General features: G+C 59.0%; 24 protein-coding genes and 1 pseudogene. 9 read left to right on the top strand and 16 right to left on the bottom strand.

Annotation, left to right across the window (positions count from 1 at the left end; translation table 11 throughout):
• Positions 1-2: 2 nt before the first annotated feature.
• Positions 3-1,052: pseudogene (locus KGB25_RS24030) on the bottom strand (aldo/keto reductase); the annotation flags it as partial.
• A gap of 191 nt (positions 1,053-1,243) precedes the next feature.
• Between KGB25_RS24030 and KGB25_RS24035 the strand changes: the two are divergent.
• The 5 genes from KGB25_RS24035 to KGB25_RS24055 all read left to right on the top strand — a co-directional run bounded on the left by KGB25_RS24035 (position 1,244) and on the right by KGB25_RS24055 (position 4,693).
• A complete protein-coding gene (locus KGB25_RS24035; RefSeq protein ID WP_008040237.1) occupies positions 1,244-1,960 on the top strand; it encodes a helix-turn-helix transcriptional regulator in 717 nt (238 codons plus the stop codon).
• A 52-nt stretch (positions 1,961-2,012) separates the two neighbouring features.
• Positions 2,013-2,354 carry a nuclear transport factor 2 family protein gene (locus KGB25_RS24040; RefSeq protein ID WP_008040238.1) on the top strand — a complete coding sequence of 114 codons (342 nt, stop codon included), beginning with the start codon at positions 2,013-2,015 and terminating at the stop codon, positions 2,352-2,354.
• Positions 2,355-2,384: 30 nt separating this feature from the next.
• Entirely contained in the window at positions 2,385-3,503 is a 1,119-nt protein-coding gene (gene zapE, locus KGB25_RS24045; protein WP_223437006.1) for a cell division protein ZapE, read from the top strand.
• 18 nt (positions 3,504-3,521) lie between these two features.
• The gene (locus tag KGB25_RS24050; protein ID WP_192227096.1) at positions 3,522-4,109 is read left to right on the top strand and encodes a DinB family protein; all 588 of its coding nucleotides are present in this window, start codon (positions 3,522-3,524) and stop codon (positions 4,107-4,109) included.
• A 92-nt stretch (positions 4,110-4,201) separates the two neighbouring features.
• Entirely contained in the window at positions 4,202-4,693 is a 492-nt protein-coding gene (locus KGB25_RS24055) for a GNAT family N-acetyltransferase (protein WP_008040243.1), read from the top strand.
• 106 nt (positions 4,694-4,799) lie between these two features.
• On the opposite strand, the gene KGB25_RS24060 is transcribed toward KGB25_RS24055, so the two are convergent.
• The 4 genes from KGB25_RS24060 to KGB25_RS24075 form a co-directional block, all read right to left on the bottom strand.
• Complete coding sequence (locus KGB25_RS24060; RefSeq protein WP_008040245.1) at positions 4,800-5,000, bottom strand: hypothetical protein; 201 nt, start codon at positions 4,998-5,000, stop codon at positions 4,800-4,802.
• A gap of 98 nt (positions 5,001-5,098) precedes the next feature.
• Complete coding sequence (locus KGB25_RS24065; RefSeq protein ID WP_207284384.1) at positions 5,099-7,333, bottom strand: TonB-dependent siderophore receptor; 2,235 nt, start codon at positions 7,331-7,333, stop codon at positions 5,099-5,101.
• Between the two features lie 199 nt (positions 7,334-7,532).
• Complete coding sequence (locus KGB25_RS24070) at positions 7,533-9,275, bottom strand: phosphoethanolamine transferase CptA (RefSeq protein ID WP_223437008.1); 1,743 nt, start codon at positions 9,273-9,275, stop codon at positions 7,533-7,535.
• 200 nt (positions 9,276-9,475) lie between these two features.
• The gene (locus KGB25_RS24075) at positions 9,476-9,658 is read right to left on the bottom strand and encodes a DUF6026 family protein (protein ID WP_008029917.1); all 183 of its coding nucleotides are present in this window, start codon (positions 9,656-9,658) and stop codon (positions 9,476-9,478) included.
• 272 nt (positions 9,659-9,930) lie between these two features.
• Between KGB25_RS24075 and gnd the strand changes: the two genes are divergently transcribed.
• Genes gnd through KGB25_RS24090 form a run of 3 tightly spaced genes read left to right on the top strand, consistent with a single transcriptional unit; the run spans position 9,931 to position 13,252 of the window.
• The gene (gene gnd, locus KGB25_RS24080; RefSeq protein WP_192227101.1) at positions 9,931-10,911 is read left to right on the top strand and encodes a phosphogluconate dehydrogenase (NAD(+)-dependent, decarboxylating); all 981 of its coding nucleotides are present in this window, start codon (positions 9,931-9,933) and stop codon (positions 10,909-10,911) included.
• A complete protein-coding gene (gene zwf, locus KGB25_RS24085) occupies positions 10,908-12,431 on the top strand; it encodes a glucose-6-phosphate dehydrogenase (RefSeq protein ID WP_008029913.1) in 1,524 nt (507 codons plus the stop codon). The genes gnd and zwf overlap by 4 nt, the downstream gene beginning before the upstream one ends.
• On the top strand, positions 12,428-13,252 hold the full coding sequence (locus tag KGB25_RS24090; RefSeq protein ID WP_223437010.1) for an HAD family hydrolase: 825 nt from the start codon (positions 12,428-12,430) through the stop codon (positions 13,250-13,252). The genes zwf and KGB25_RS24090 overlap by 4 nt, the downstream gene beginning before the upstream one ends.
• A gap of 97 nt (positions 13,253-13,349) precedes the next feature.
• On the opposite strand, the gene nhaB is transcribed toward KGB25_RS24090, so the two are convergent.
• The 3 genes from nhaB to KGB25_RS24105 all read right to left on the bottom strand — a co-directional run bounded on the left by nhaB (position 13,350) and on the right by KGB25_RS24105 (position 16,766).
• Positions 13,350-14,852, bottom strand: coding sequence for a sodium/proton antiporter NhaB (gene nhaB, locus KGB25_RS24095; RefSeq protein WP_008029909.1), 1,503 nt, complete (start codon positions 14,850-14,852; stop codon positions 13,350-13,352).
• A 78-nt stretch (positions 14,853-14,930) separates the two neighbouring features.
• On the bottom strand, positions 14,931-16,220 hold the full coding sequence (locus KGB25_RS24100) for a hypothetical protein (RefSeq protein WP_223437013.1): 1,290 nt from the start codon (positions 16,218-16,220) through the stop codon (positions 14,931-14,933).
• Positions 16,221-16,502: 282 nt separating this feature from the next.
• Positions 16,503-16,766: a hypothetical protein gene (locus tag KGB25_RS24105; RefSeq protein WP_008040259.1), complete on the bottom strand. Its 264-nt coding sequence runs from the start codon at positions 16,764-16,766 to the stop codon at positions 16,503-16,505.
• Positions 16,767-17,109: 343 nt separating this feature from the next.
• On the opposite strand from KGB25_RS24105, the gene KGB25_RS24110 reads away from it, so the two are divergent.
• A complete protein-coding gene (locus KGB25_RS24110) occupies positions 17,110-18,435 on the top strand; it encodes a sigma-54 dependent transcriptional regulator (RefSeq protein ID WP_008040261.1) in 1,326 nt (441 codons plus the stop codon).
• 69 nt (positions 18,436-18,504) lie between these two features.
• Here KGB25_RS24110 and KGB25_RS24115 read toward each other — a convergent pair whose 3' ends face one another.
• From KGB25_RS24115 to pnuC, 8 genes are all read right to left on the bottom strand, one after another.
• Complete coding sequence (locus tag KGB25_RS24115; RefSeq protein ID WP_008040263.1) at positions 18,505-19,785, bottom strand: transporter; 1,281 nt, start codon at positions 19,783-19,785, stop codon at positions 18,505-18,507.
• A 46-nt stretch (positions 19,786-19,831) separates the two neighbouring features.
• Complete coding sequence (locus KGB25_RS24120) at positions 19,832-20,572, bottom strand: hypothetical protein (protein WP_008040265.1); 741 nt, start codon at positions 20,570-20,572, stop codon at positions 19,832-19,834.
• Positions 20,573-20,605: 33 nt separating this feature from the next.
• Positions 20,606-21,286, bottom strand: a complete 681-nt coding sequence (locus KGB25_RS24125) for a C39 family peptidase (protein ID WP_008040267.1) — start codon at positions 21,284-21,286, stop codon at positions 20,606-20,608.
• A 62-nt stretch (positions 21,287-21,348) separates the two neighbouring features.
• Positions 21,349-22,659, bottom strand: coding sequence for a hypothetical protein (locus tag KGB25_RS24130; protein WP_008040269.1), 1,311 nt, complete (start codon positions 22,657-22,659; stop codon positions 21,349-21,351).
• Between the two features lie 51 nt (positions 22,660-22,710).
• Positions 22,711-23,283, bottom strand: coding sequence for a hypothetical protein (locus KGB25_RS24135; protein WP_008040271.1), 573 nt, complete (start codon positions 23,281-23,283; stop codon positions 22,711-22,713).
• 1 nt (position 23,284) lies between these two features.
• Positions 23,285-23,719 carry a hypothetical protein gene (locus KGB25_RS24140; RefSeq protein ID WP_223437015.1) on the bottom strand — a complete coding sequence of 145 codons (435 nt, stop codon included), beginning with the start codon at positions 23,717-23,719 and terminating at the stop codon, positions 23,285-23,287.
• Positions 23,720-24,076: 357 nt separating this feature from the next.
• Positions 24,077-24,601, bottom strand: coding sequence for an AAA family ATPase (locus KGB25_RS24145; protein ID WP_008040281.1), 525 nt, complete (start codon positions 24,599-24,601; stop codon positions 24,077-24,079).
• Positions 24,598-25,161 (bottom strand): nicotinamide riboside transporter PnuC, encoded by a 564-nt coding sequence (pnuC, locus tag KGB25_RS24150; RefSeq protein WP_192416287.1) that lies wholly within the window; start codon positions 25,159-25,161, stop codon positions 24,598-24,600. Before pnuC ends, KGB25_RS24145 begins: the two co-directional genes overlap by 4 nt.
• Positions 25,162-25,586: the final 425 nt, after the last annotated feature.

Genomic DNA, 25,586 nt, shown 5'->3' on the forward strand with positions numbered 1-25,586 from the left:
CGGGCGACCGGGATTATTGGCAGGTCCAGGGTTTCGCCCCCGCTGAAACGTGCAAAAGAACCGGCAATGGACTCATGCGGCACCCCCTTCGCCACTTCGCTGATGCCATCCAGCCGCGACAACTGATCGGCACTCAACTGCACATCCAACGCGCCCAACGTCGCATCCAGCTGCTCACGCGTACGCGAACCCAGAATCGGAATCAGCGCCGTGGTCGAGCGTTTGGCTTTTTCCCGCAGCCAGGCAATGGCCACGTGCGTCGGGCTGGCGTCCAGCTCTGCCGCGACCGCGAGCAAGGTGTCGAGCAGGGCGGTTTCGCGGGCACTTTTCTCGGCGTGTACCAGCATGCCCAGTTTGGCGGCACGGCTGTTCTCGTCGTTGGTGCGGTATTTGCCGGTCAGGAACCCGCCACCCAGCGGCGACCATAAGGTCGCGGCCAGCCCCAACGCTTCGGCCATCGGCAGTTGTTCACGTTCAGCTGTGCGCTCGGCGAGGCTGTACTCGACCTGAATGGCGGCAATCGGCGCAAAACCGCGAACTTCAGCCAGCAGATCAGCGCGGGCGATGCGCCAGGCCGGGAAGTTCGACAGCCCGGCATAATGAATCTTGCCGGCGCGCACCAGATCATCAAAACCACGGAGGATTTCTTCCATGGGCGTGACACCGTCGCTCATGTGCGCCCAGAACAGGTCGATGTGGTCGGTCTTGAGCCGTGTCAGGCTTTCTTCCACGGCGCGGACCATGTTCTTGCGGTTGTTGCCGGTGTAGGAAATGCCTGCGGCCGGCGTAGTCCCCAACGTGTATTTGGTGGCGATGACCAGGTGATCGCGCTCAGCGGCGATGAATTCACTGAGCATGGCTTCCGACTGACCACCCTGATAGCCATTGGCGGTGTCGATGAAATTACCGCCGGCCTCCAGGTAGCCACCAAAGATGCGCTTGGCTTCATCGCGCTCGGCGCCATGACCCCAACCGGTACCAAAGTTACCGGCACCCAGCGCCAGTTCCGCAACGCGCAAGCCGGTTTTTCGGCCGAACACTTTGTAATGCATGGGATGACTCCTGAAGGAAGACGCTGCGGATTAATATAAATGTCGTAAGACATGTATTTAAGATGATGCTAGTCATGTATTCAGTCAAGGTGCTTTTTCATGAGTGGCAAAACGGGCCCGTGGTTACTGCCACTTTCTGACAGGGGGCTCTGCTAATCTGCGACATCCTTTCCGAAAAGAGCCTGCCGATTGTGTCTCGCACCACGCGTTTACTGACTTTGTTGCAAGTGCTGCGCGGCAAAAGTCGTCCGGTCACGGCGGCGACACTCGCCAGCGAGCTTGAGATTTCCGAGCGTACGCTCTATCGCGACATCGCGGAACTCACCGCACTGGGCGCGCCGATCTACGGTGAGGCGGGGATCGGTTACGTGTTGCGCAGCGGTTTGTTCCTGCCGCCGTTGATGCTCAATGCCGATGAAACCGAAGCCATCGTGCTGGGGCTGCGTTACGTGGATCAGCGCGGCGATGAAGTGTTGAGCAAAGCGGCAGCCGATGCGTTGGCCAAGATTGCTGCGGTACTAGCCCCCGAAGCGCTGGACGCTCTGCGCAACCCTACGGTGATGCCGGGCCCGCCCGGTTATGGCTTCGCGCCAAATGCCGTGCCGCTGAATGCGTTTCGCCAGGCGATTCGCGATCAGGCCAAGCTGCACATCGACTATGCGGACGCACAGCAAGTGCCGAGTCAGCGGCTGATCTGGCCGCTGGCGCTGGGGTTTCTCAATGAAGTGCGGATCATCGTCGCCTGGTGTGAGTTGCGTAGTGCCTATCGGACTTTTCGTACCGACCGGATTTCGGCGGCGAGCGAGCAGGGCGAGCGTTATCCGGGGCGGCGCAGCGATCTGCTGCGCACCTGGCGCAAGCAGATGCAACTGGATGAAGCCGGGCGTTTCACTCCTGACAAGAACTGACACAGGCGTGTTCTAGCATGGCCTCAGAATCAACCAACAAGGAGCTGTCACCATGTCCCATCCTGCCTCTGCACTGGCGCCCGCCATCGCCGCTTACATTGCTGCCGCCAATGCCCGCGACACCTCGACGGTCGCCAGTTTTTTCGCTGAGGACGCCAATGTGTTCGATGAAGGTCAACACCGGATTGGCACCCAGGCTATCGCCCAATGGATGCAAGACACCGCCCGGCGTTACCAGCCAAAGGTCGAAGTGCTCGACGTACAACAGCGCACCGGCAAGGTGCTGGTGCACAACCTGATCTCCGGGACGTTTCCCGGCAGCCCGCTGGAATTGCGCTACATGTTTCGCCTGAACGAGCAGGGCAAGATCGCTCGGCTGGACATTTCACTGTAGACGTCGCGTCACGATGGCATACTGCCGCGCATGAATGCCGACTCCCCGTTAAGCGCCTGGCAACACGCCATCGAACAGAAGGGCTTCGTCCAGGACGAAGCCCAGGAACATGCCGTCTGGGCGCTGCAAAAATGCCATGAAGCGTTGCATGAAGGTCAGACGCCGGTCACGGGCGTGTACCTGTGGGGCCCGGTTGGGCGTGGCAAGACCTGGCTGATGGATCAGTTTTACCAAAGCCTGCAGGTCCCGGCCCGGCGCCAGCACTTTCACCATTTTATGGGGTGGGTGCATCAACGCTCGTTTCAGCTGACCGGCACCGCCGATCCACTCAAAGCCCTGGCCCGCGAGCTGAGCGAAGAAGTCCGCGTGTTGTGTTTCGATGAGCTGTTCGTCAACGACATTGGCGACGCAATCATTCTCGGGCGCTTGTTTCAGGTGATGTTCGAGGAGGGCGTGGTGGTGGTTTGCACGTCCAATCAGCCGCCGGACATGCTGTACGCCGATGGCTTCAACCGCGACCGCTTCGTGCCCGCGATCGAGGCGATCAAGCAGCACATGCAGGTGATCGCGGTGGATGGCGGCGAAGATCATCGCCTGCATCCCGGCGCTGGTTTGCAACGCTATTGGGTCGCCGCGCCCGGGCAACCCGGCGCGTTGGAGGATGTGTTCAAGGCGCTGACCGCCGGCCAGTCAGTCTCCAGTGAACCGATCAAGGTCGGTTACCGCTCGCTGAATGTGGTGCAGGCCAGTGAAACCGTGCTCTGGAGCCGTTACGCCGACCTTTGTGAGCAACCCTTTGCCGCCATGGATTTCATGGCCCTGTGCGACACCTTCAGGGCTATTCTGTTGAGTGACGTGCCCAACCTCAGCGAGCAAAAACGCGCCGGCCGCATTGCCCGTGGCACCGAAGACGGGGTCGAGCGGGTGGCGGCGGGTGATCGCGAGTTGCCGCAATTGTCGGTGCACGACGACGGTGTGCGGCGCTTCATCGCGTTGGTGGACGAATGCTATGACCGCAAAGTGCCGTTGTACCTCGAAGCCCAGGTGCCGATGGAATCGCTCTACACCGAAGGCTATCTGGAATTCCCGTTCCGCCGCACACTCAGTCGCCTACAGGAAATGCAGCTGCAACGTTTCGCCGACGCTTGAACCCAAGGAGCCGCGAACATGAATCAGCCCTTGTCCCACCATTTGCTGACCATGGCTTATCAGAACGCCTGGGCCAATCATCGACTGGCCAAGGCCTGGAGCCAGTTGAGCGCAGAGGAGCTGGCGGCGCCGCGCGTCAGTTTCTTCCCCAGCCTGCGTGCGACCCTCAACCACATCCTGACCTGCGACTGGTTTTACATGGATGCGCTGGAACGGGAGTTGCGTGGCGATGTTCCGCATCCTGAATGCACGGTGTTCTTCAACAAAGACGAGCCGTTCACCGCTGCCGCAGACCTGCAGCGCGAACAGGCCCAGGTTGACCGCCGCTTGATCGCCTACTGCGAGCAAATGCGCGACGCCGACCTGGGCAAAATCGTGACAATCGCCCGAGACACGCCGCAATACGACAGCCGTTTGCGCCTGCTGTCTCATCTGCTCGAGCATCAGATCCATCATCGCGGGCAGGTACACGCCATGCTCAGCGGCACGTCGGTTGCGCCACCACAACTGGACGAGTTTTTCTGCGCCGGGGAGTCGGGCCTGAGGGCGGCGGATTTCGCCGAACTGGGGTGGACCGAAGCATTGATCTGGGGCACCTCTGTTTAAAGATTGCGCGATGAACGGGACTCGCGATAGGGTCGCTGTGCCCTGCGGCGCGATCTGCGCGCCGGGGCAATTCATGTGTAATCGAGGTGGAAATGGAATCCGCAGAAATTCTAGTGCTTCAGGCCAGTTACACCAATCCGGTGCATGCCGAGGCGATAGGTCAGGTGTTGAATCATTACGCCGAGGACCCGATGGGTATCGGTCATTCTTTGCCGGCCGAGGTGCTGGAGCACCTTCCGAGGGAACTCGCCAAACGTCCCCATGCGTACAGCGTGCTGGCGTTCGTCGGGGGCGAGCCGGCAGGGCTGGTCAATTGCTTTGAAGGTTTTTCGACGTTTGCCTGTCGGCCATTGGTCAACGTGCATGACGTGGTGGTGGTGAAACAGTTTCGCGGATTGGGCCTGAGCCAGAAGATGCTGCAAAAGGTCGAGGAAATCGCCCGTCAGCGCGGCTGCTGCAAAATCACGCTGGAGGTGCTGGAAGGCAATGCCGTGGCGCAGTCGTCCTACGCTAAATTCGGCTTCAGCGCTGGCATGTTCGATCCGGAGCACGGCCGGATGCTGTTCTGGACCAAACCCCTTTAACCTACCGCGCACCGCGTTCTGTAGGAGCCAGCTTGCTGGCGATGGCAATTTTGAAGACGCCATCGCCAGCAAGCTGGCTCCTACAGGTCCGAGATTCCACGCCGGTTCAAGGCTTGTAGTGCTCGGTCACTTGCGCCGTTTGATCGTCCGGAACCCGGACCTCAGCGGTTTGCTGGCTTTGATTCTCCTGTTGGCTGAGCCGCAGGCTTTCGTAGTAATAGCGCATGCGTTCTGCGCCACCTTCGGCAAATGCGCTGACCGAAACGAACGTCATCAGGCCGGCAACGATCAAGGGTGTACATTTCATGGTTCGCCTCCCAAAACGGATATCGGGTGCTTTTCATCCATGAAGCAATGTCGCGAGAACATTATCTGCCGATTTCGTCGATTGGGAATTAACTGCGCCTAGAGTTTCCAGTCCAGGCTCAGTGTCACCGTACGCGGATCACCCCAATACACACCGTTATAGAAACCGACGTTGTCGTAATACTTCTTGTCGAACAGGTTCTCGACGTTGAGCGAGGCGGACAGGTGCGGGTCGAACTCGTAACGTGACATCAGGTTGACCACGGTGTAGGCGCCTTGCCGGATGTTTGTGCGTTCAGTTATCACATTGCCAGCGGCGTTGCGTCCGACCGGGCGATTGGCGGCGCGGTAAACGTCACTTTGCCAGTTCACTGCACCGCCCACGGTCAGGGCCTGCCAGTCGCCAGGCAAGCGATACGAAGTCGACACCCGAAGCAGGTTCAGCGGCTGACTGGTATTGGTGCGTTTTTCTTCGCCATTGACCGAGTGGGTGTAGGTGTAACCGGCGGTCATGTTCCAGTGCGGCATGACCTCGCCGGAGAGCTCGGCTTCGAACCCCTGTACCTTGTTGCCCTTACCGCTGGAGGTGTAGAACTCCTCGCCGGTAACCGGGTCCGGCGGCACCGAATCGTCGCGTTCGGCGACATTGTCCTGTTTGCTCCAGAACACGGCGGTGGCGAGGTTCAGTCGCTCTTCCAGCAGGCTGCCCTTGAGGCCAAGTTCATAGTTGCTGCCCACCACCGGTTCGAGGTACTTGCGGCTGCTGTCGCGGTTGGTTTGTGGCTTGAAGATATCGGTGTAGCTGATGTAAGCCGTGTATTCGGGCGTCAGGTCGTACAGCAGTCCGGCGTATGGCGTCCATAGGTCGTTGTGTTGCTGGCGGGTAACTTCGGACTCGCTCAACTGCAGATTGTCGGTGTAACTGTTAGCCGTTTTCGACGCTTTCCAGCTGCCATAGCGGCTGCCGAGGACGGCGTGCAGATCGTCGGTCAACGTCAGGCGAGTGGCCAGGTAACCGGCCTTTTGGCGGGTGTTGTCGCTGGAGCCACGCAGGCTGGTGACGGTGTCGGGGAATTTGGGGATGCCGCCCATGTACTTCCAGTCGGGTACGTTTTCGTAGTCCTTCGCGCGGGCGCCATCGACGGTGTGTGGGCTTTCGTCGCTGCGTTCGGCTTCGCCATACCCGAGCATCATTTCGTGCTCACGCCCGAACAATGAATAGGGTCCGGACACGTTGAAGTCATAAGCCTTCATTTTTTGCGTGCCGATCATGTGGCTGACGTTGGCGATCATGCCGCTGCGATCCGCCTCGGGGAAGCCGCCACCGCCGTAGTAAATCTTGCCGTCGGTGTCGCTTTCGCGATGGGTGTAAGCCGCCTTGAGGTGCCAGCCCATCCCCAGTTGCTGATCCAGCGTGGCGAACGCGGTCTTGTCTTTCAGCGGCCAGGAACTCCAGGGGGTGGCCATGTTGGTGGAGCGGCCGAGGTTGGCTTTGCTGCCGTCTGCGTTCCAGTAGGGCACGGTCCCCCAGGAGGTGCCCTGCACCTGTTTGTCCTGATAGTCATAACCCACGGCGAGCAGCGTATCGTCGGTCAGGTCGGCTTCGAGAATCCCGTAGCCGACTTCCCGTTGCAGCTGATACTTGTCGCGCACCGAATGACTGTCGCGATAGGCCAGCACGCTGCGCCCGCGCAAGCGTCCGTCGAACGCCAGCGGCCCGCCGACATCGACGTAACTGTAGTAATCGTCATAACTGCCACCGCTGACACCGGTTTTGGCTTCCCACTGCGCCGTCGGACGCTTGCGCACCATGTTGATGGTGGCCGAAGGGTCGCCTGCGCCCGTGGTCAGGCCGGTTGCACCGCGCACGACTTCGATGCGGTCATAGATGATGGTGTCGGAATCGGACTTCATGTAGTTGAAGGTGTTGAGCATCCCGTCGATCTGGAAATTGTTGATCGTGTAGCCGCGGGAGGAATAGACGACCCGGTCCGAGTCGTTGTGCTGAACCACCACGCCCGTGGTCTGGCGCATGGCGTCGGAGAGCGTGTCGAGTTTGAAGTCGTCCATTTGCTGGCGCGTGATCACGGACACCGATTGCGGCGTCTCCTTGATCGACAGGTTCAGGCGGGTGGCGGTGCTCATGGCGCCGGTGGTGTACGACCCGGTGTTTTCGGTGGTGCTGCCCAAGCCTTGGGCCGTGATGCTGGTGGCACCGAGTACCAGGGCGGAGGGTTGTTTGTCCGGGTCGGTTTCAGCCAGCAGGTCCGGGCTTAGTACGGCACTGCAAAACCCAAGGGTAAAGGTCATGGAACGGGTGATAGGCGCGAACATCGCGGCCGACTCCTTGTCGTCAATGAAAAATTTCCGTTTGTTCAAAGACGAAGGAGGGCGGGGGTATTTAGCAATAAACGAGAATTATTATCTTCCGAGTGAATTGTAGGAGCGAAGCTTGCTCGCGAAGACGTTGCCCCAGCCAGCATAGATGTTGAATCTGCCGACCTCTTCGCGAGCAAGCTTCGCTCCTACAGGTTTACTGCTGAGCGACTGCCGGGGTCGGCTTCACCTTGGGTTTGATCAGGCTGAAGTCGATCAGCGCTTTCTGCTCGCGTTCATAAGGATTGCCGATCAGCAGTGGGCGCGGCTTGAAACTGTCGCTGACCACGCTCTTGCTGCGATCCAGTTCATCGAAGCTCAAGCCCGCCAGATCGGCCCAGGTATGGATCAGGTGCGAGCTGCTGTACGGCCGCCCCAGATCACCGGCGAAGCTCCAGTCATGGCTTTCGCGCCATTTCGGCGAGGCCCAGGCCATGAATGGAATGGTGTACATCGGCGCCGTCGGCTTGGCCTCATTGCGACCCAGCGTATTGTGACCAGCAGAGTCGAAAACGTCTTCGCCGTGGTCGGAGAGGTACAGCAGGAAGCCGTTAGGATCGGTCTTGGCGTAATCCTTGATCAGGCTCGAAACCACAAAATCGTTGTACAGCACCGCGTTGTCATAGCTGTTGTAGGTCGGCAACTGATCGTCACGCACGCCAGCCGGAACGCCGTTGCGGTCCTTGAACTTGTCGAAGGTCGATGGGTAGCGGTACTGATAGCTCATGTGTGTGCCGAGCAAATGCACGACGATCAACTTGCGTGGCGCCGCGTCGGCCAGGGCCTTGTTGAACGGCTCGATCACGTCGCCGTCGTACTGGGCGGCGTTCTGGTTGCGGTTGTTGTTCAGGTACACCTGCTCGTCGGCCTGCTCGGAGAAGGTCGTGAGCATGGTGTTGCGCTTGGTCATGGTTTGCTGGTTGGTGATCCAGAAGGTCTTGTAGCCCGCCTGTTTCATCATGCTGACCAGCGACGGCGTCGACAGGAACAGGTCCGGGTTTTCTTCGTCGGCGAACGTCAGGACCTGCTGCAATGCCTCGATGGTGTAAGGGCGTGGGGTGATGACGTTGTTGAAGACCGCCAGTTGGTCCTTGAGCTTGTCCAGTTCCGGCGTGGTTTCACGCGGGTAGCCGTAGAGACTCATGCGCTGACGGTTGGTGGATTCGCCGATCACCAACACCAGGGTGGCGGGCTGATTGGCCATCGAATCCTTGAAATTGTGCAGCGGTGGAATCTTGCTCGCGCTGTCGAGCATGCCCTGCATGTCGGCCAGGGTGTCGAGGTAGCGGTGATAGGCCACGGCCATCTGCCACGGCACTGCCGGTTCGATACGGGTTTCGAACTTCTCGAAACCACTGGCGAAACTGCCGGTGTGAACGGTCTGCTTGGCCAGCGGATAACCCACCACGGCCACCAGAATGGCGGTCGCGGCGACCAATGCGCGACCACGGGGCATGTACACCGGGCGCAAGCGGGTCCACAGGAAATAGGCGAACAGCGTGTGGGCGACAAATGCCGCCACCATCCACCAGGCAAAATACTGGGTCATGTACTCGCCGGCTTCAGAGATGTTCGACTCGAACATGATGAAGATGACGCTCTGGGAAAATTCCTGCTGATAGATGAAGAAGTAACCGAGACTGGCCATGGAACAGGCCCACAGCACCACGCCGATCAGCGCCGCCAATACACGCGTCTTGCGGGGAAACAGCAGCATCGGCGCCAGCCAGATGGCGCTCATGGTGAAGGCCTGGCGGAAACCGCTGAACCCGGAGGTGCCCGTCAATTGGATCAGCAGTTGGGTAATGCCGGAGAAATACCAGAAGAACAGAAACAGCCAGAGAAACCCTGCCCAATCAAACTTGTCCGCAGTCGAATTGCTGCGTTCATACAAAGCCATTGCGTGCTCCAGCCAGAAATCACTTCCACCGCCGGGACGGGAAGGTCGCCGACGAACAGGCGCCGCGCAGATACCGGGCGGCCATAAAGGACCGGAGTATCAACAAGGGCGTGTGAAAGTTTTGTGAGCTGCTGGGCGCGGGTAAATCGTGATGGCGTATCGGAAACAGCGATTGGCTGCTTCCGATTCAGGCGAGGGGATCAGGCGTGGGGAGCGCGCAAAGTGACAGGCATCGGCTGAGCCTGGATACCTTGCGTCAGCAGGCGCAATTGCTCGACTTCCTGTTTGAGCTGGTCGCGTTCGTCTTTCAACTGGCGCAATTCATCACGACGGATCGTGACGTAAAGGGTTTGTGCTGGCCGTGCTGCTTGTACTGTGCCCATTGCTCACCTCGCAAATGGCTTGCCTCAACTGTAAATCCGCCCCGACATCGGTGCTGATTTACTATCGGCGCTGATTTTGATTTCTTTTGTCCCGGAAGGGAACTTTTTTATTTTTCGTGGTCGTTGTGTCTTCGGCACGATTCCCGACGTTATCAATCAGGATCGGGCACAATGCCCGGAAACTTCATGCCAACGCTCTGGACTAACCCTCATTAGTCGCGTTGGGCTATAACCTTTGACACACATTTATTTGTAGTAGGGAGCATCAGCACATGCAACTCGGGATTATTGGACTGGGCCGCATGGGCGGCAATATTGCGCGGCGCCTGATGCTCAACGGGCACACCACCGTTGTTTACGACCGCAATACCGCCTTCGTCGACACCCTGGCCGCCGAAGGCGCCAAGGGCGTCACCGACCTGCCGGCCCTGGTCGCCGGCCTGGCCAAACCACGAGCGGTCTGGATCATGCTGCCGGCAGGCGCACCGACCGAAGACACCATCGACACCCTGAGCACCTTGCTTGAAGCCGGCGACACCATCATCGACGGCGGCAACACCTTCTATAAGGACGACATTCGCCGGGCAAAAAACCTCTCGGAAAAAGGCCTGCACTACATCGACGTCGGCACCTCCGGCGGCGTCTGGGGCCTGGAGCGCGGTTACTGCATGATGATCGGTGGCGAAGCCGAAGTGGTTAAACGCCTCGATCCACTGTTCGACAGCCTGGCGCCTGGCATGGGTGACATCCCGCGCACCAAGGACCGCAAGTCGGACGACGATCGCGCCGAACGCGGTTACATCCACGCCGGCCCCGCAGGTTCCGGCCATTTCGTGAAGATGATCCACAACGGCATCGAATACGGAATGATGCAGGCCTTCGCCGAAGGCTTCGACATCCTCAAGACCAAGGCCAGCACCAACCTGCCGGAAGACCAGCGCTTCAACCTGAACGTCGGCGATATCGCCGAAGTCTGGCGTCGTGGCAGCGTGGTCTCGTCGTGGCTGCTCGACCTGACCGCCGATGCCCTGGCTGCCGATCCGCAGCTCGATAATTTCTCCGGTTCCGTAGCGGACAGCGGGGAAGGTCAATGGACCATTGAAGCGGCCATGGAACAAGCGGTACCGGTGCCGGTGCTGTCGAACTCGCTGTTCGCCCGCTATCGCTCGCGCGGCCAAGGCACCTTTGGCGACAAGATTCTCTCGGCCCAGCGCTTCGGCTTCGGCGGCCACGTGGAGACTGCGAAAAAATGACCCGTTTGATCCGCAATAAATCCAAGGCAGAACCCGCACCACCGACCACGCTGTTCCTGTTCGGTGCCCACGGTGACCTGGTCAAGCGCTTGCTGATGCCGGCGCTGTACAACCTGAGTCGCGACGGTCTGCTTGGCGATGGATTGCGGATCATCGGCGTCGACCACAACGCCATCACCGACGAGGCGTTTGCCCAGAAGCTCGAAGACTTCATTCGGGCCGAAGTGGCAAGCAAGGTCGGCAAGGGCGATCAAGCCCTTGACCCGGCGTTGTGGGCCAAACTGGCCAAAGGCATCAGCTACGTCCAGGGCGACTTCCTGGACGACAGCACGTATCAGGCGCTGGCGGCGAAAATCGCCGCCAGCGGCACAGGCAACGCGGTGTTCTACCTGGCCACCGCGCCTCGTTTCTTCAGCGAAGTGGTGCGTCGTCTCGGCGCTGCCGGACTGCTGCAAGAGACGCCGGAAGCGTTTAGAAGGGTAGTCATCGAAAAGCCGTTCGGCTCTGACCTGCACACCGCCGAAGCCTTGAACGCGTGCTTGCTCAAGGTCATGACGGAAAACCAGATCTACCGGATCGATCACTACCTGGGCAAGGAAACCGTGCAGAACATTCTGATCAGCCGGTTCTCCAACAGCCTGTTCGAAGCGTTCTGGAACAACCATTACATCGACCACGTACAGATCACCGCCGCGGAAACCGTCGGCGTGGAAACCCGTGGCAGTTTTTATGAACACACCGGCGCCCTGCGGGACATGGTGCCCAATCACCTGTTCCAGCTATTGGCGATGGTGGCGATGGAACCGCCGGCTGCCTTTGGCGCCGATGCGGTTCGCGGCGAGAAGGCCAAAGTGGTGGGAGCGATTCGTCCCTGGTCCACCGAAGAGGCACGGGCCAATTCGGTGCGCGGCCAATACGCCGCCGGCGAAATCGACGGCAAGCCGTTGGCGGGTTATCGCCAGGAAAACAACGTAGCGCCCGACAGCACGACCGAAACCTATGTCGCGCTCAAAGTCATGATCGACAACTGGCGTTGGGTCGGCGTGCCGTTCTACCTGCGCACTGGCAAGCGCATGAGCGTGCGCGACACCGAGATTGTCATCTGCTTCAAACCGGCGCCTTACGCGCAGTTCCGCGATACCGAGGTCGATGAGCTGCAACCGACCTATCTGCGGATTCAGATTCAACCCAACGAAGGCATGTGGTTCGACCTGTTGGCCAAACGCCCCGGTCCGGCGTTGAAAATGGCCAATATCGAACTGGGTTTTGCCTACAAGGATTTCTTCGAAATGCAGCCGTCCACCGGCTACGAAACCCTGATCTACGATTGCCTGACCGGCGATCAGACGCTGTTCCAGCGCGCCGACAACATCGAGAACGGCTGGCGTGCCGTGCAACCGTTCCTCGATGCCTGGCAGCAGGATGCGAGCGTGCAGACTTACGCGGCGGGCGAAGACGGGCCGGCGGCGGCAGAAGACCTGCTGACTCGCGATGGTCGCGTCTGGCATAGCCTCGGATGAGTGACGAAACGCAACAACCCATCCGCTTTTTGCTCAGTGACATGGACGGCACATTGTTACTGCCCGATCACAGCCTCAGTCAGCGCACCATCGACGCGGTCCGTTCGTTGCGTAAGTCGGGCGTGCTGTTCAGCCTGGCCACCGGCCGGCCGCCGAAAGCCATGCTGCAACAGATCGAAGCCTTGGGCGTCGATCTGCCGACGGCGGCGTTCAATGGCGGCACCATCGTAAACCCCGACGGCAGTTTGCTGGTCGCGCATTACTTGCCGGCAACGGCCGCGCTGACCACGTTGACGCAGTTTGCCGATCTGCCGGACATCGAGGTGTGGGTGTTCAGCGGCGGCGACTGGCTGGTGAAAGACTCGAATGGCCCCATGGTGCCACGGGAACAGCACGGCCTGGGGTATCCGCCCGTGGTGGTGGAGAGTTTCGAGCCCTATCTGGAATACATCGACAAGATCGTCGCGGCGAGCAACAACACGCAGTTGTTGATTGAGCTTGAGGCGCAGTTGCTGCCCAGGGTCGAGGGCCAGGCGCAGGTGTCACGCTCGCAGCCGGTGTACCTCGACGTGACCGCGATGCAGGCAAACAAGGGGGACGCGCTGGCGACACTGGCGGAGTTCCTCGGTGTACCGCTCGGGCAGACCGCCGCCATGGGCGATGGCGGCAATGACCCGGCGATGTTTCATCGCGCCGGATTGTCGATTGCCATGGGGCAGGCGGAGGAAGCGGTGAAGCGTCAGGCCGACGTAGTGACCGGGGCCAATACCGAAGACGGCGCGGCGCAGGCGATCGAGCGGTACATCCTCAACGCAGGTTAACCGCGTTATCGTTCTTCGCGGGCAAGCCTCGCTCCTACAAGTTAGCGGTGAATCTGTAGGAGCGAGGCTTGCCCGCGAAGGCGTCAAACCTGCCGACTCAAAGCCAGAAACTCACCGCATACCACCCCAGCACACCCATCACCACCGTATACGGCAACGCCATCCAAACCATCCGCCCATACGACAGGCGAATCAGCGGGGCAATCGCCGACGTCAGCAGAAACAGAAACGCTGCCTGGCCATTCGGCGTCGCCACGCTCGGCAGGTTGGTGCCGGTGTTGATCGCAATCGCCAGTGTCTCGAAATGCTCACGGCTCATGTGGCCGGAGATGAACGCCTGTTTCACTTCGGTGATGTAAATGGTCGCGACGAACACGTTGTCGCTGATCGCCGAGAGCAAACCGTTGGCAATAAACAACATGCCCGGTTGCTGATTCGCCGGCAGCGCCAGCACCCACTGGATCAGCGGCGTGAACAGCTGCTGGTCGTGAATCACCGCCACTACCGCGAAAAACACCACCAGCAGCGCCGTGAACGGCATGGCGTCCTTGAAGGCGTTGCCGATGCGGTGCTCGTCAGTGATGCCCGTGAATGCGGTAATCAGCACGATCACCATCAAGCCGATCAAACCGACTTCGGCAATATGGAACGCCAGGGCGGCAATCAGTATCAGCGCCGCCAGCCCCTGAACGATCAGCGCAGCGCGTTGGTGTGAGGTGCGTTGGGCGTTGTCTTCGGCGGCGTAATTGGCCAGCACCGCGCGCACGTTGTCTGGCAGGAGCGTGCCGTAACCGAACCAGCGCAGTTTCTCCAGCAGCACGCAGGTCACCAGACCCGCCACCAACACCGGCATGGAAACCGGGGCGACTTTCAGGAAGAACTCAGAGAAGTGCCAACCCATTTCGTGGCCGATCAGCAGGTTCTGCGGCTCGCCGACCAGCGTGCAAACGCCACCCAGTGCAGTGCCCACGGCGCCGTGCATCAGCAAGCTGCGCAGGAAGGCGCGGAACTGTTCGAGGTCCCCGTGATGCAGCGTTGGCAGATGCTGGTCATCGTTGAATTCGCTGTCCTGGCGCGGATCGTTACCCGAAGCGACACGGTGATACACCGAGTAAAACCCCACGGCGGCACTGATGATCACAGCGGTCACGGTCAAGGCATCGAGAAAAGCCGAGAGGAACGCCGAAAGAAAGCAGAACATCAACGCCAGCATGGCTTTGGAGCGAACGCCGAGCAGCAGGCGCGAAAACAGGAACAGCAGCAGGTCTTTCATGAAGTAGATGCCGGCCACCATGAACATCAGCAGCAGAATCACCGGGAAGTTGTGCAGCAGTTCGTCATACAGCGCCTGAGGCGTGGTCATCTTCAGCAACAGCGCTTCGACCAGCAGCAAGCCGCCCGGCATCAGCGGATAGCACTTGAGTGCCATGGCCAGGGTGAAGATGAATTCCAGCACCAGCAGCCAACCGGCCGCTACCGGACCCACGGTCCATAGCACCAGGGCATTGAGAATCAGGAAACCAACAATACTGGCCTTGTACCAGCGAGGTGAGTGCCCGAGAAAATTATGCGCGAACGCCTGGGCCATTGAGCCGGACATCGGCTGCTCCTTGTATTAAGAAGCGCGCAACTTGCCGCAAGCGGTACGGAAGATCAAGCGCAGGAAAGCTCGGCAGGCCTATCCCAGATAGCGAGCGACGATTGCCCGGTAGTTGCCATCCAGCGAATAGCCGCCTACGACAATGTTGCCATCGTCCTGCACGGCCAGCGACGTTGCGGTATCCAGGCTGCGACCCAGGCGGGTGCGGACCCAGCCGATGCCTTTGCCGAACAGCTCGTCGAGTTGTCCGTCAGGTCGATGTCGGGCCAGGATGAAGTCGGCTTCGACACCACCGATGGTCGCGCCAACGGTCAGCACACGCCCGTCTGCAAGGGCGTGGGCGGCGGTCCACTGGCAGCCACTGTGGCCGATCCCCAGCAAATGCGGCTGGCCACCGTTGCAATGGATGTCCGGGCGACCGTTGCTGTGTACTTTCAAGGCCATGCAATGCATCGGGTCGCGGCTGCTGCCAAAACAGTGCAGGTCGCCGTTGGCCTGCTGGACGACCTGGCTGACCTGAGCGTGACGCCCTTGTGCCAGGAAACTCATGAAGCCATCCACGGCGAAACGGTCGTCCAGGCTGCCGTCGCTTAGATAACGCGCAAGCAGGCCTTCTTCAGGGAAGTTGATCGAGCCGCCCACCAGAATCCGGCCGTCGCGTTGCACCAGCAGGCTGCTGAGCCAGGTGTTCATCAGCAAGTGCCTGACCAGGACGAAGCCGCGACCGTTGAAGGTGTCGTCCAGCGAGCCGTTGGGGTTGAGTCGCACCAGCAGGCCGACGTGATCGGCCAGTTCGAAATGATGATTGGCCAGCAGGACCATCCGGCCGTCCTCCTGCACGCACACATCACAGGCTTCGGCGCCCGGTACGCCGGGGGGAAGCCAGGCATCCCGCACGCCCCGTGAAAGATTGCCCGGCAGGCGCACGACAAGGCGTCCGTTGTCGCCAAAGTCGGGGACCGGTTTGCCTTGCTGATCGAACAAGGCGAGGGCAGGCAGTGTCTGGTGCTCATTTTCATAGTGCAGGCCGGCCAACAGAATGCACCCGTCGGGCCGGATCAGCACTTTGCCACCCATGGACTCGAAGCCGGGTTCGAACTGGCTGATGACACTGCCTTGTTTGCCGAACGCCAGATCTGCCGAGCCATCCGCAAGCAGGCGGGCCAGACCGAAGCGGCTGCCGCTCGGGGTTCCGACCTTGGCCGCGACGAGCAGCCGGCCTTGTGAATCAATCGCGACGCCGGTGGCCATGCTCGACGTGCTGCCGGCGAAATACACCTGGGTTTTGCCGGCGCTGGCAAAGGTTTTGTCGAGCTCCCCGGCGGCGCTCAGCGTCGCAGGCAGGACCACAGCGGTCTGGGTTGACATGCACGCATCTCCTTGCGAGTCGTCTTGATCCAGGAGTTGGGGGGGGCGACTTATAGTAGAAACATTCAATCCCTGAATGATTGGTTGCACAACTGTAATAACTAACAGACGGAGGGTCGTTTTGTGCCAGAACAGTGTCTTTTCGACCCACTGACAAGCCTGCCAAGTATTTGGCCGCGTTCAGGTACAAATAAATGTTGCGCGTATTGTCTGCTGGCAAGGCCGGCAAACTAACGATCATGGGGAAGGGTGCGGATTACCGATAAGTAATCCGCAAAAAGATTAGTGCGGCATCGACCACGATTGCAGCGTGTAACCTTCCTGGCTCAGCTCTTTACGGGCTTCTTCCAGAACATGTTCCAGTTGTGCCGGGTCGGTATAGGCACTGCTTGGGATCTGCTTGCGAATGCAGGTGTTGGTACGGTCGATGACGGTCAGGCTGAGTTCGCCGTTGCCGTCTTGTGGGGCCCAGGCCACGCATTGAAATGGCTTGAACGCGCGGTCGGCAATCAAAAGAGCTTCGTTGATACGGAGCGGGGCGGTCATGGGGTCTTCTCTCTGTATGCCCAATCAAGTGATGTGCCGTCGGTTGGGCTTACCGTTCGGCTGGTTACTTGTACTGATGCCCGCAACCGGTGGGTGGGTCACATACAATTAAAAGAATTTTCAACTTTCTTTCATCGGTTCGAGGTTTCGACGGCTTTTGAAAGCTGGGTGAAAGGTTCGAGTCGTTAGGTAACTAATAAAGTTGCTTCTTATAACTGCTTGCGCGCACTTCCTATAGTCAATCGATACAAGACAGTGTCAAATTCTTGCTAGTGTTACAGCCAGATCCGCCAAATGATTGTTTTTAATAAAATTTCATAAAATTTGGCGTCAAGGAACAGTCATGATCGAAGCGCCTGCGTTACGACGTCTGTTAGTAGTGGACCCTTGCGACGACTGTCATCGCCTGCTGCCAGGTCTGCGTTCTGTAGGTTGGGACGTTGATAGCTGTACGCTGGAAAATGCCGCTGACCGAACCTGCGACGTCGGCCTGTTGCGGCTCCAGCCTTTTCATCTGGAGCACCCCGATGCGGTCAAGGAACTGATCAGCCGCAGCGGCACCGAATGGATCGCTGTGCTCAACCAGGAAGTCCTGCGGCTGCAAAACGTCGGGGACTTCGTCTGCGAATGGTTTTTCGATTTCCACACCTTGCCGTTCGATGTCTCCCGGGTTCAGGTGACGCTGGGTCGGGCGTTCGGTATGGCGCGCTTGCGCGGTCAAGGCACGGTTCACATCGATCAGCCGGAACACGAGCTGCTCGGTGACAGCAAACCGATTCGCGAACTGCGCAAACTGCTGAGCAAACTGGCGCCAACCGAATCTCCGGTGTTGATTCGCGGCGAAAGCGGGACCGGTAAAGAACTGGTCGCCCGCACCCTCCATCGGCAATCCCAGCGTCACAGCAAACCCTTTGTCGCGATCAATTGCGGCGCAATTCCCGAACACCTGATCCAGTCCGAATTGTTCGGCCACGAGAAAGGCGCCTTTACCGGCGCCCATCAGCGTAAGGTCGGGCGGATCGAAGCGGCCAATGGCGGCACTCTGTTTCTCGATGAGATCGGTGACCTGCCGCTGGAGCTACAAGCCAACCTGCTGCGTTTTCTCCAGGAAAAACACATCGAACGCGTGGGCGGCAGCCAGCCGATTCCGGTCGATGTGCGGGTGTTGGCGGCGACCCACGTCGACCTTGAAGCGGCCATCGAGAAGAAACGCTTCCGCGAGGATTTGTATTACCGCCTCAACGTGCTGCAAGTGGTCACCGCACCGCTGCGTGAGCGGCATGGCGACCTGTCGATGCTGGCCAACCATTTCTCCCATTTCTACAGCCATGAAACCGGCCGGCGTCCGCGCAGTTTCAGCGAGGACGCACTGATCGCCATGGGCAAGCACGACTGGCCGGGCAACGTGCGGGAGCTGGCCAACCGTGTACGTCGCGGGCTGGTTCTGGCGGAAGGGCGGCAGATCGAGGCGCGTGACCTCGGGCTGATCAGTCAACACACAATCGCCGCGCCGATGGGCACCCTCGAAGACTACAAGACCCGCGCCGAACGGCAGGCGTTGTGCGATGTATTGAACCGCCACAGCGACAACCTGAGTGTCGCCGCCCGAGTGCTGGGCGTGTCGCGGCCAACCTTCTACCGACTGCTGCACAAGCACCAGATCCGTTAGGGCGGGGCGAAACGAAAAGGCCCGCTGCGATGAACCTCGCAGCGGGCCTTTTTCATTCAGGTGTAGCGGTTAGAAGTAGTACGGGAATTTCAGGCTGAAGGAAAAGTCTGGCGCGTCGTCGGTCAGGCCGATGGCCAGGTTGGGGACGATCGTCAGGTTGTCGGTGGCTGCCATGGTCATGCCAATGTTGAAGTTGGCCGCGTTGTAATCGCTGTTGGAAATTGATTGCCAATCGCCGCCGTCGGGCTTGATTTTGCTCTTGCGGGCGAACTGGTCGGTGAACGAGAACGACATACTCATCTTCTCGTTCAAGGCGAATGCAATGCCGGCGCCGACTTGCCAGGAATCGCCCAGTTTCACGTCCCCTTTCACCTTGGAGCCGACCTGAGGGCTGATGTCGCTGAAAGAGTCCTCCATGTTGTAGGTGTAGGCCAGGGTGCCGAACAGCACGGCCGGGTCGAAGGTCTTGACCAGCGAGATACCCGGGGTGATCGACCAGACACCATTGCCGGTAGGCAAGTCCTCGGGGACCGCGAGGTTGTCGTTGTTCGGGTCTTCGACCAGTTTGATGCCGTAAGGGTCCTTGCCGGTCGGTGCCTTGACGCGCAGTGTAAAGACCGCGTCTGGCAGACTGACTGACTCATCCAGAAACTTGTAAGCAACGCCAACGTTCACATCGCCGATGGTCGGGTCGCGGGTGACGGTTGCGTCCGACGTCACGGGGCCAGCGCCACCGGCGCCACCGGAGGAATACGTCGACTCGCGATACACCACGGGGACGTTAATGTCGAACTGCCAGCGTTGCGCCACGTTGTAGCGGGCGGTCAGGTCCAGTGTCCAGTTGTCGGCCTTGATGCGGTCGAGGTTGATGTTGCCGAGGAAAATCGAGTCCAGTGCCAGAAAACCATTGAGCGTCAGCGCGCGTGTATCGAAGTGCGTGTAGGTGAGGCCGGTTTCGACACTGAACTTGCCGCCGCCGAAGAACCCGCTGGCTTCGTCATACAGGTTGGACACGCTTTGCGCAGGCTCGGCATCTTCTTTGAGCGATTGGCCGTATGAACTGCCCGTGGTGCCCGGCGCACCGGCGGCCACCGTCTGGCCACCCCTGGTCGGCTCGGCAGGGGATTTGGTCAGGCGTTTGGGGGCCGGTGTCGCAGGTGCTTCTTCTACTTGGCGAACGCGCTGTTCAAGTACCATCAGCGCGTTCTGTTGTGCTTCGTAACGCTGTTTCAACTCCATGAGTTCTTGTTTTAATGCTTCGACCTGGGGGTCCGGTGCTGCGTACAGCAATGTGGCCGGGGCCAGGCTACTCAAACAAACGATAGCTCTGAGCGTTATAGATCGGTGCATGGGTTAGCCGTCCCTTCTGACTGCATCTAATGAGACTGAGCGTAGATCAGAATCCTAGAGTGCGAACTCCTTTGAGTTGGTCCAGATTGCCGTTCATTGAACCGGTTGATGGCAGGTTGTCGCGCAGCACAACGTTGATCGACATCATGTTTCTGACCTGGTTACCACCGCCAAGCAGGGTCGCGTTTTGCATCAGCCCGCCTTGGGCAAGGCGCTGCACGGTGTTGCCCTGGTTGTTGTTGGCGATGATGTTGAGCTGCACGCCCGTGCCGGTGGCGGAAATACTCATCGCGCCGGCACCGTTGGTGTGGTTCAGGGTTGAGCCCGAGGCCAACGCTTGCCCCTGGTTGTCCATCTGTGGTGCCTGGCTACCTCTGCTGACGTTGAGATCAACGTTGTTGTAAGCGCTGTTGTTGTCGCCGGCAGCGCGCACAACCTGAGTGACGCCCTGGGTAGTGCTCAAACCGTTACCGCCGCTGACGGTCCCGGTGCCCTGAGAAACCGCCGAGCCATCGCCATTCCGATCGATCATCGACACATAGAACTGTGGCTTGATGGTCGTTTGTTGAATTTGCATCGAGGAGGTTGCCCCGATCACCTGACCGTTGGCATTTTGCCAGGTGCTGGTCATGACAATCCCGAAACTGATGACGCGCCCCGGCATGACATAGCGGCCTCGCAGGTTCGCCAGTTCCTGATCGCTCAGTTCAATAGGTTTGAACGTCTGTGCCTGGGTTGGCAGGCTGGCGGCCAGGCAAGCCACGGCCAGCCAGATTGGAGTCTTCATTAGATGCTCCCGGAGCGTCATGCTCCCTTGTTATTAGAAGAAGTCGCTTCGGATAAATCCGAAGTCCAACAACTCTGCGTCTTGCACCGGGCTGAAGGTGTCGAGGCGGTTCTTGGCGGTCAGTGGCACGGGAGGGTCGAGCAGCGCGTTGGTTTTGTCGTAGCCCTGGCCAATGACAGCAAAGATGATGCCGTTCCAGCCTTTGACAAAGTCGTCGACTTGGTAGCGTTTATGACCGAGTACCGGATCTCCGATGTATACCCAGCCCTTGTGGACTTTTTGCAGGACCACAAAATGTTTGTAGCCACGGATATCCATGAGGACCACGACCGGAATTCTGATGTCGTTCAGCGTTTCCGGCGCCACCCGGTAGCCACGGGCACGCATGCCGATACTTTCCACGTAACGCTTCATGTCGAGCATGGAGAAGCCCTGAACGCGGACAAGGTCTTGATCGGCGTATGCCAGCATGCCTTCGATGATCTGTTCTTCGTTCACGTCCAGCCAATAGGCCTGGCGCAATATGGTCGCCAGCGCAGCTGCGCCGCAACTGAAGTCGGTTTTCTGTTGCACCAGGTCGGCAAATTTACGCTCGCGTATGCTCTGGATCGGCTTGTACACCACCGCGCCGCCCGGCAGGACGGAAAGCGGCATTTGTGCAGCCTCGATCACACTGGACACACAAAGCAAAAGTACCAAGGCGATAATGCGCATGGTGGGACGCCCTCTGGTTGTGTTGAAAAAGGCCCCCGTGAGGGGGCCTCCAGAGACAGCCATCAGAACGATTGGTTGGAAATGGCCAACGAGTTGCTTTGTTGGTTACCCACACCGGCAGCCACGTTGACGCCGAGGTTGCCACTGCCGCCATTCACCGAACCGCTAAGGGTTGCAGTGTTGGTGACAGGGTTAGCCCAGCCATTTGGGGTCAGGATTTGATAGGAAACAGTGTTGCTCAATTCCCATGCATTGCTTTCGCTGTAGCCCTTCTCTTCGTGTTTGGTAGAAGCGGACGATTTCTCGCCTGATTTCTCGAACGAAGAGTCAAACGATTTTGAGAACGAAGAATCGAACTTCTTCTCGAACGAAGAGTCGGTCGATTTTGAGTGCTCTGTATCGATAGATGCTTTAAGCGATGCGTCAACCGATAGGTCGACAGACTTGCTGCGAGTGCGATCGCCATAGCCGTTATTATGAGTAACGGTTTTGGTAACATTCGCATCTGCGGTCAACATAGCTTCCACAGCAGCATGGCTGGTGGAGCTCTTGTCGGTGCTTTTTGATCCGATTGCTTCAAAGTGCTTGGTGCCACTGACGTCAAAACTGCTAGCACCTTTCTTGGTCCAGTTGCTGGACGCGCTCTTATCAATGTTCAACTCGGAGTTATGACTGAAAGAGGAATTACCGCTTTTGGTTGTGGTTAGCGTCACCGTCGTCAGGGCGAAGTTCCGATCGGCGTTGTTATTCACTACCAGACCAGGACCATTCTGATCGGCGGAGGCGGTGGCTGTTGCGTTACCCAGCGGCGAATTGGAGTTGGCAATCGCCATGGTGTTTTTCTGTTGGTTCAGGTCGCCACCGGCAATGTTGATCCCCATATTGCCGTTGCCACCATTGCCCGATCCGCTCATCACGGCAGAGGCTGTGGTGTTGTAGTTGTCGACCTTGTTGTGGTTGCTGTACTGCTTGACGCTGGCAGTGGCAGTGGCAACCCCGAACACGAAGGAGTTATCCAGAGCGGAAGTGGCGCCAGCGTTCGCGATGGCGGCAGCGTTGTCTTGTTGGTTGCCGTCGCCTGCCGCCACGTTGATACCGACGTTGCCGTCGGCGCCTGTGGCAGAGTCGGTCATCTCTGCCTTGTTAATAGTCCCTTCGTTACGGATGCGATTGTTGGTGCTGCTTTGTTTGTCGTAGGCATTGGCAGTCGCGTAAACAGGGATCTTCATTGGAGGAGGATTGTGGTGACCGTTGTTATGATGGCCATTGTGGTGGTCATCGTGACGCCGATCGTTTTGCCCAGCTTGTACAGCAACAGCCATGACCGCAGCAATTGCGAAAACCAGAGGCTTGAGTGCCGTCGAAGGTTTCATGGTGATTCTCCGTACTTATTTTAGGTTAAGTGTTGTTCCTAACTGTTTGGGTCAATCCGCGACCCGTACGTTCAGGGTGTTGGCCATTCGGTTTCCCACCCCGGCGCTCTGATTCAACTGAATCACCCCGCGGCTACCGGTGAATGCCTGGTCACTGGTAGAGACCTGGCGATAGCCTGGTGCAGAGTCAGTCGGATCGGAGTTTTTGATCAGCGCCACGTTCTGTTGCATGAGGACGCTGTCGTCGATACTTTGCGGTTGATTGCTGATGCTTATCCGCAGGGCATTGGCTTGCTGAGTGCTGGCACCGGCGCTCTGGTTGACACCCAGTACGCCGTAGCCGCGGCTGAAGGAGTCGCCCTGAATGCTGGCTCGAGCATCCATCCTGGGGTCGACTTCGGTATGCAATCGTTGGCGAATCTGTGTGGTCGCGCTGGCGCCATGGCCCATGGCGATGGCCCGGGCATTAGCCTGTTGCTGCTGATCGCCGGCAGCCTGGTTGACCGCGAAGTTACCTTGGTACTGCGCGCCCGAATTACTGATGTCGGCATTATTGATAACGGGGGGTTGAGCAAAGCTCGATGCGCTGCAAAACATGCTGATAATCAGCAGCTTACGATTCATCTCAACGGCCTCCCGTAATGACGTTCAGACCGCTCAGGCCTCGCTGGACGCTTGAATTGACCAGGTTGGAAATACCGTTGCCCGAACCTCCCGAGCGTCCGGCGGGAAGGTTGGAAAGCTGATTCTGGGTGGTGATGTTGCCGCCCAGGTTTGTGTTGCCTAACGTGACGAGGCGGGAGATCCCGGCACCACTGGCGACGTTGGCAAAGTCGCCGTCGTTCAACTCGTTCGTTTGCCTGAGGATTTGTTGGCTCGGGTTGGCATTGGCGGTCGTGGGGTTAGGATCGGGAGCCACCAGCGCTTGCACGGCGTTTCGTGTCTGGACATCACGCTTGATAATGATGATGCCGTCGTCAGCCTGGACACTTGAGCCCAATGCGCATCCGATCAGGAGGAGGCAGGTAAAGCCTTTATTGAAAGTATTGAAAGTCCCCACAGTGGCAATTCCTTCTTTTTGTGGGCTGGCCCTAGTCAGCGATGTGAAGGAGAGAGCGAATGCTGTGCCGTTTTTTGAATTTTGTTTTAATTCAACGGGTTAAAAATTTTGTCCGGGAGGCCGATGTCGGTGCTGTTTCACGTCTGAGACGGGCGCGGGCGCTTTTGTCCAACAAAAGCGGTTGCAGTGCTCTAGATCAATGCTTTGCGCCGAGGTGTATTGGGGGCTTAACAGCTGACGGGCGAAGAGGGTGCAGACCGCTGAAACGGCCTGTTTGGGGTGGGGTGGGTGTAACAGGTATGGACACTTTTGCCCCCAAAACAGGGGAATTACTGGGTGAAAACCCCTAAAAACGGGTCAGGGGTTCAGCAGCAGGGTGACGGCTTGCAGTGCCTGAAATCGCCGTTCCGCCCAGTTTCCCTGCAGAATTTGAAAAGGCTGTTGATGGGTTTCAAGCCATGTCAGGGTTGCGTCGAAAAATGCCCGGCGCTCGCTCAAATCGGGTTGGCAGCGTTGGCCATCATCCTTCCAGTCGACCTGTTCGGGAGACAGCAACAGATGCAAGTCGTACTGGCGAGCCAGCAGCGCCTGCTCGATCCACGCGGGGCAATCGCCAAACAGGGTCTGGCTCCAGAGGATGTTACTCAGCAGGTGGGTGTCGAGAATCAGCAACGATGGCTGCCGGGCGCGGGCCTCGTCTTCCCATTGCAATTGCCCGCGGGCGATCTCCGGAATGTCGGCCAGGCAGGTATCACGCGGGTTTTGTTCGATGAACCAGCGGACATATTCGTCGACCAGCATCCCGCCGAAATGCGCTTGCAACTCGGCCGCGAGCCAGCTCTTGCCGCTGGATTCAGGGCCGGTGAGTACCAGGACTTTCATGTGCGCAATGCCGGGTCAGTGCGCCATTCCCGCCAGCCTTGAACCGCGATCACGGCAAACAACGCATAGAGCCCGGCGGTCAAGTACATGCCCTTGTAGACGAAGAGCCCGACGAAAATCACATCCAGGGTGATCCACAGAGGCCAGCATTGAACGCGCTTTTGCGCCATCCAGACCTGCGCCACCAGGCTGAACCCCGTCAGTGCCGCATCGAGCCAGGGCTGCGCGGCATCGGTCCAGTGCGCCATGGCCGCGCCGAGCAACAGACTGCCGAGGGCACCGATGGCCAGACCTGTCGCGATCGATTTGCCCTTGAGTTGGCTAACCTGCCGCCCTTGCCGCGCAACCCCCGCGCGGGTCCACTGCCACCAGCCATAGAGTTGCAACGCGGCGTAGATCACCTGCAACAGCATGTCCGAATACAGCTTCACTTCAAAAAAGACCCAACTGTACAGCGACACCATGACCAGACCGATCGGCCAGCACCAGGGGTTCTGTTTGACCGTCAACCAGACGGCAATGACACCGAGGGCGGCGGCAAACAGTTCAAGCCCGGACATGGAGGTTCCTTGGAGCAGACGAAGAGGGGAGCGAATTGTACCCGGATTGCAGCGGATGAGGCTGTGCTGGCGAGGGAGAAAGCACCCGCTGACCTGTAGGAGTCCGGCTTGCCGGCGATGGCGATTTCACTGGCGCTATCGCCAGCAAGCCGGCTCCTACGGATCGCGAGGGTGTTGGGGATTGTGGATTCACGCAAAACCTGTAGGAGCCCGGCTTGCTGGCGATGGCGATTTCACGGGCGCTATCGCCAGCAAGCTGGCTCCTACGGGGCGCGGGGGTGTTGGGGATTGTGGGTTCACCCAAAACCTGTAGGAGCCCGGCTTGCCGGCGATGGCGATTTCACGGGCGCTATCGCCAGCAAGCTGGCTCCTACGGGGCGCGGGGGTGTTGGGGATTGTGGGTTCACCCCAAACCTGTAGGAGTC

The sequence above is a fragment of the Pseudomonas sp. BF-RE-21 genome (assembly GCF_019947305.1).
GTDB lineage: Bacteria > Pseudomonadota > Gammaproteobacteria > Pseudomonadales > Pseudomonadaceae > Aquipseudomonas > Aquipseudomonas migulae.

Excerpts from the sequence above, each read along its gene's own strand:
- KGB25_RS24040 (WP_008040238.1), top strand. The coding sequence starts at position 2,013 with ATGTCCCATCCTGCCTCTGCACTGGCGCCCGCCATCGCCGCTTACATT.
- zapE (WP_223437006.1), top strand. The coding sequence starts at position 2,385 with ATGAATGCCGACTCCCCGTTAAGCGCCTGGCAACACGCCATCGAACAG.
- KGB25_RS24050 (WP_192227096.1), top strand. The coding sequence starts at position 3,522 with ATGAATCAGCCCTTGTCCCACCATTTGCTGACCATGGCTTATCAGAAC.
- KGB25_RS24055 (WP_008040243.1), top strand. The coding sequence starts at position 4,202 with ATGGAATCCGCAGAAATTCTAGTGCTTCAGGCCAGTTACACCAATCCG.
- KGB25_RS24060 (WP_008040245.1), bottom strand. The coding sequence starts at position 5,000 with ATGAAATGTACACCCTTGATCGTTGCCGGCCTGATGACGTTCGTTTCG.
- KGB25_RS24065 (WP_207284384.1), bottom strand. The coding sequence starts at position 7,333 with ATGTTCGCGCCTATCACCCGTTCCATGACCTTTACCCTTGGGTTTTGC.
- KGB25_RS24070 (WP_223437008.1), bottom strand. The coding sequence starts at position 9,275 with ATGGCTTTGTATGAACGCAGCAATTCGACTGCGGACAAGTTTGATTGG.
- KGB25_RS24075 (WP_008029917.1), bottom strand. The coding sequence starts at position 9,658 with ATGGGCACAGTACAAGCAGCACGGCCAGCACAAACCCTTTACGTCACG.
- gnd (WP_192227101.1), top strand. The coding sequence starts at position 9,931 with ATGCAACTCGGGATTATTGGACTGGGCCGCATGGGCGGCAATATTGCG.
- zwf (WP_008029913.1), top strand. The coding sequence starts at position 10,908 with ATGACCCGTTTGATCCGCAATAAATCCAAGGCAGAACCCGCACCACCG.
- KGB25_RS24090 (WP_223437010.1), top strand. The coding sequence starts at position 12,428 with ATGAGTGACGAAACGCAACAACCCATCCGCTTTTTGCTCAGTGACATG.
- nhaB (WP_008029909.1), bottom strand. The coding sequence starts at position 14,852 with ATGTCCGGCTCAATGGCCCAGGCGTTCGCGCATAATTTTCTCGGGCAC.
- KGB25_RS24100 (WP_223437013.1), bottom strand. The coding sequence starts at position 16,220 with ATGTCAACCCAGACCGCTGTGGTCCTGCCTGCGACGCTGAGCGCCGCC.
- KGB25_RS24105 (WP_008040259.1), bottom strand. The coding sequence starts at position 16,766 with ATGACCGCCCCGCTCCGTATCAACGAAGCTCTTTTGATTGCCGACCGC.
- KGB25_RS24110 (WP_008040261.1), top strand. The coding sequence starts at position 17,110 with ATGATCGAAGCGCCTGCGTTACGACGTCTGTTAGTAGTGGACCCTTGC.
- KGB25_RS24115 (WP_008040263.1), bottom strand. The coding sequence starts at position 19,785 with ATGCACCGATCTATAACGCTCAGAGCTATCGTTTGTTTGAGTAGCCTG.
- KGB25_RS24120 (WP_008040265.1), bottom strand. The coding sequence starts at position 20,572 with ATGAAGACTCCAATCTGGCTGGCCGTGGCTTGCCTGGCCGCCAGCCTG.
- KGB25_RS24125 (WP_008040267.1), bottom strand. The coding sequence starts at position 21,286 with ATGCGCATTATCGCCTTGGTACTTTTGCTTTGTGTGTCCAGTGTGATC.
- KGB25_RS24130 (WP_008040269.1), bottom strand. The coding sequence starts at position 22,659 with ATGAAACCTTCGACGGCACTCAAGCCTCTGGTTTTCGCAATTGCTGCG.
- KGB25_RS24135 (WP_008040271.1), bottom strand. The coding sequence starts at position 23,283 with ATGAATCGTAAGCTGCTGATTATCAGCATGTTTTGCAGCGCATCGAGC.
- KGB25_RS24145 (WP_008040281.1), bottom strand. The coding sequence starts at position 24,601 with ATGAAAGTCCTGGTACTCACCGGCCCTGAATCCAGCGGCAAGAGCTGG.
- pnuC (WP_192416287.1), bottom strand. The coding sequence starts at position 25,161 with ATGTCCGGGCTTGAACTGTTTGCCGCCGCCCTCGGTGTCATTGCCGTC.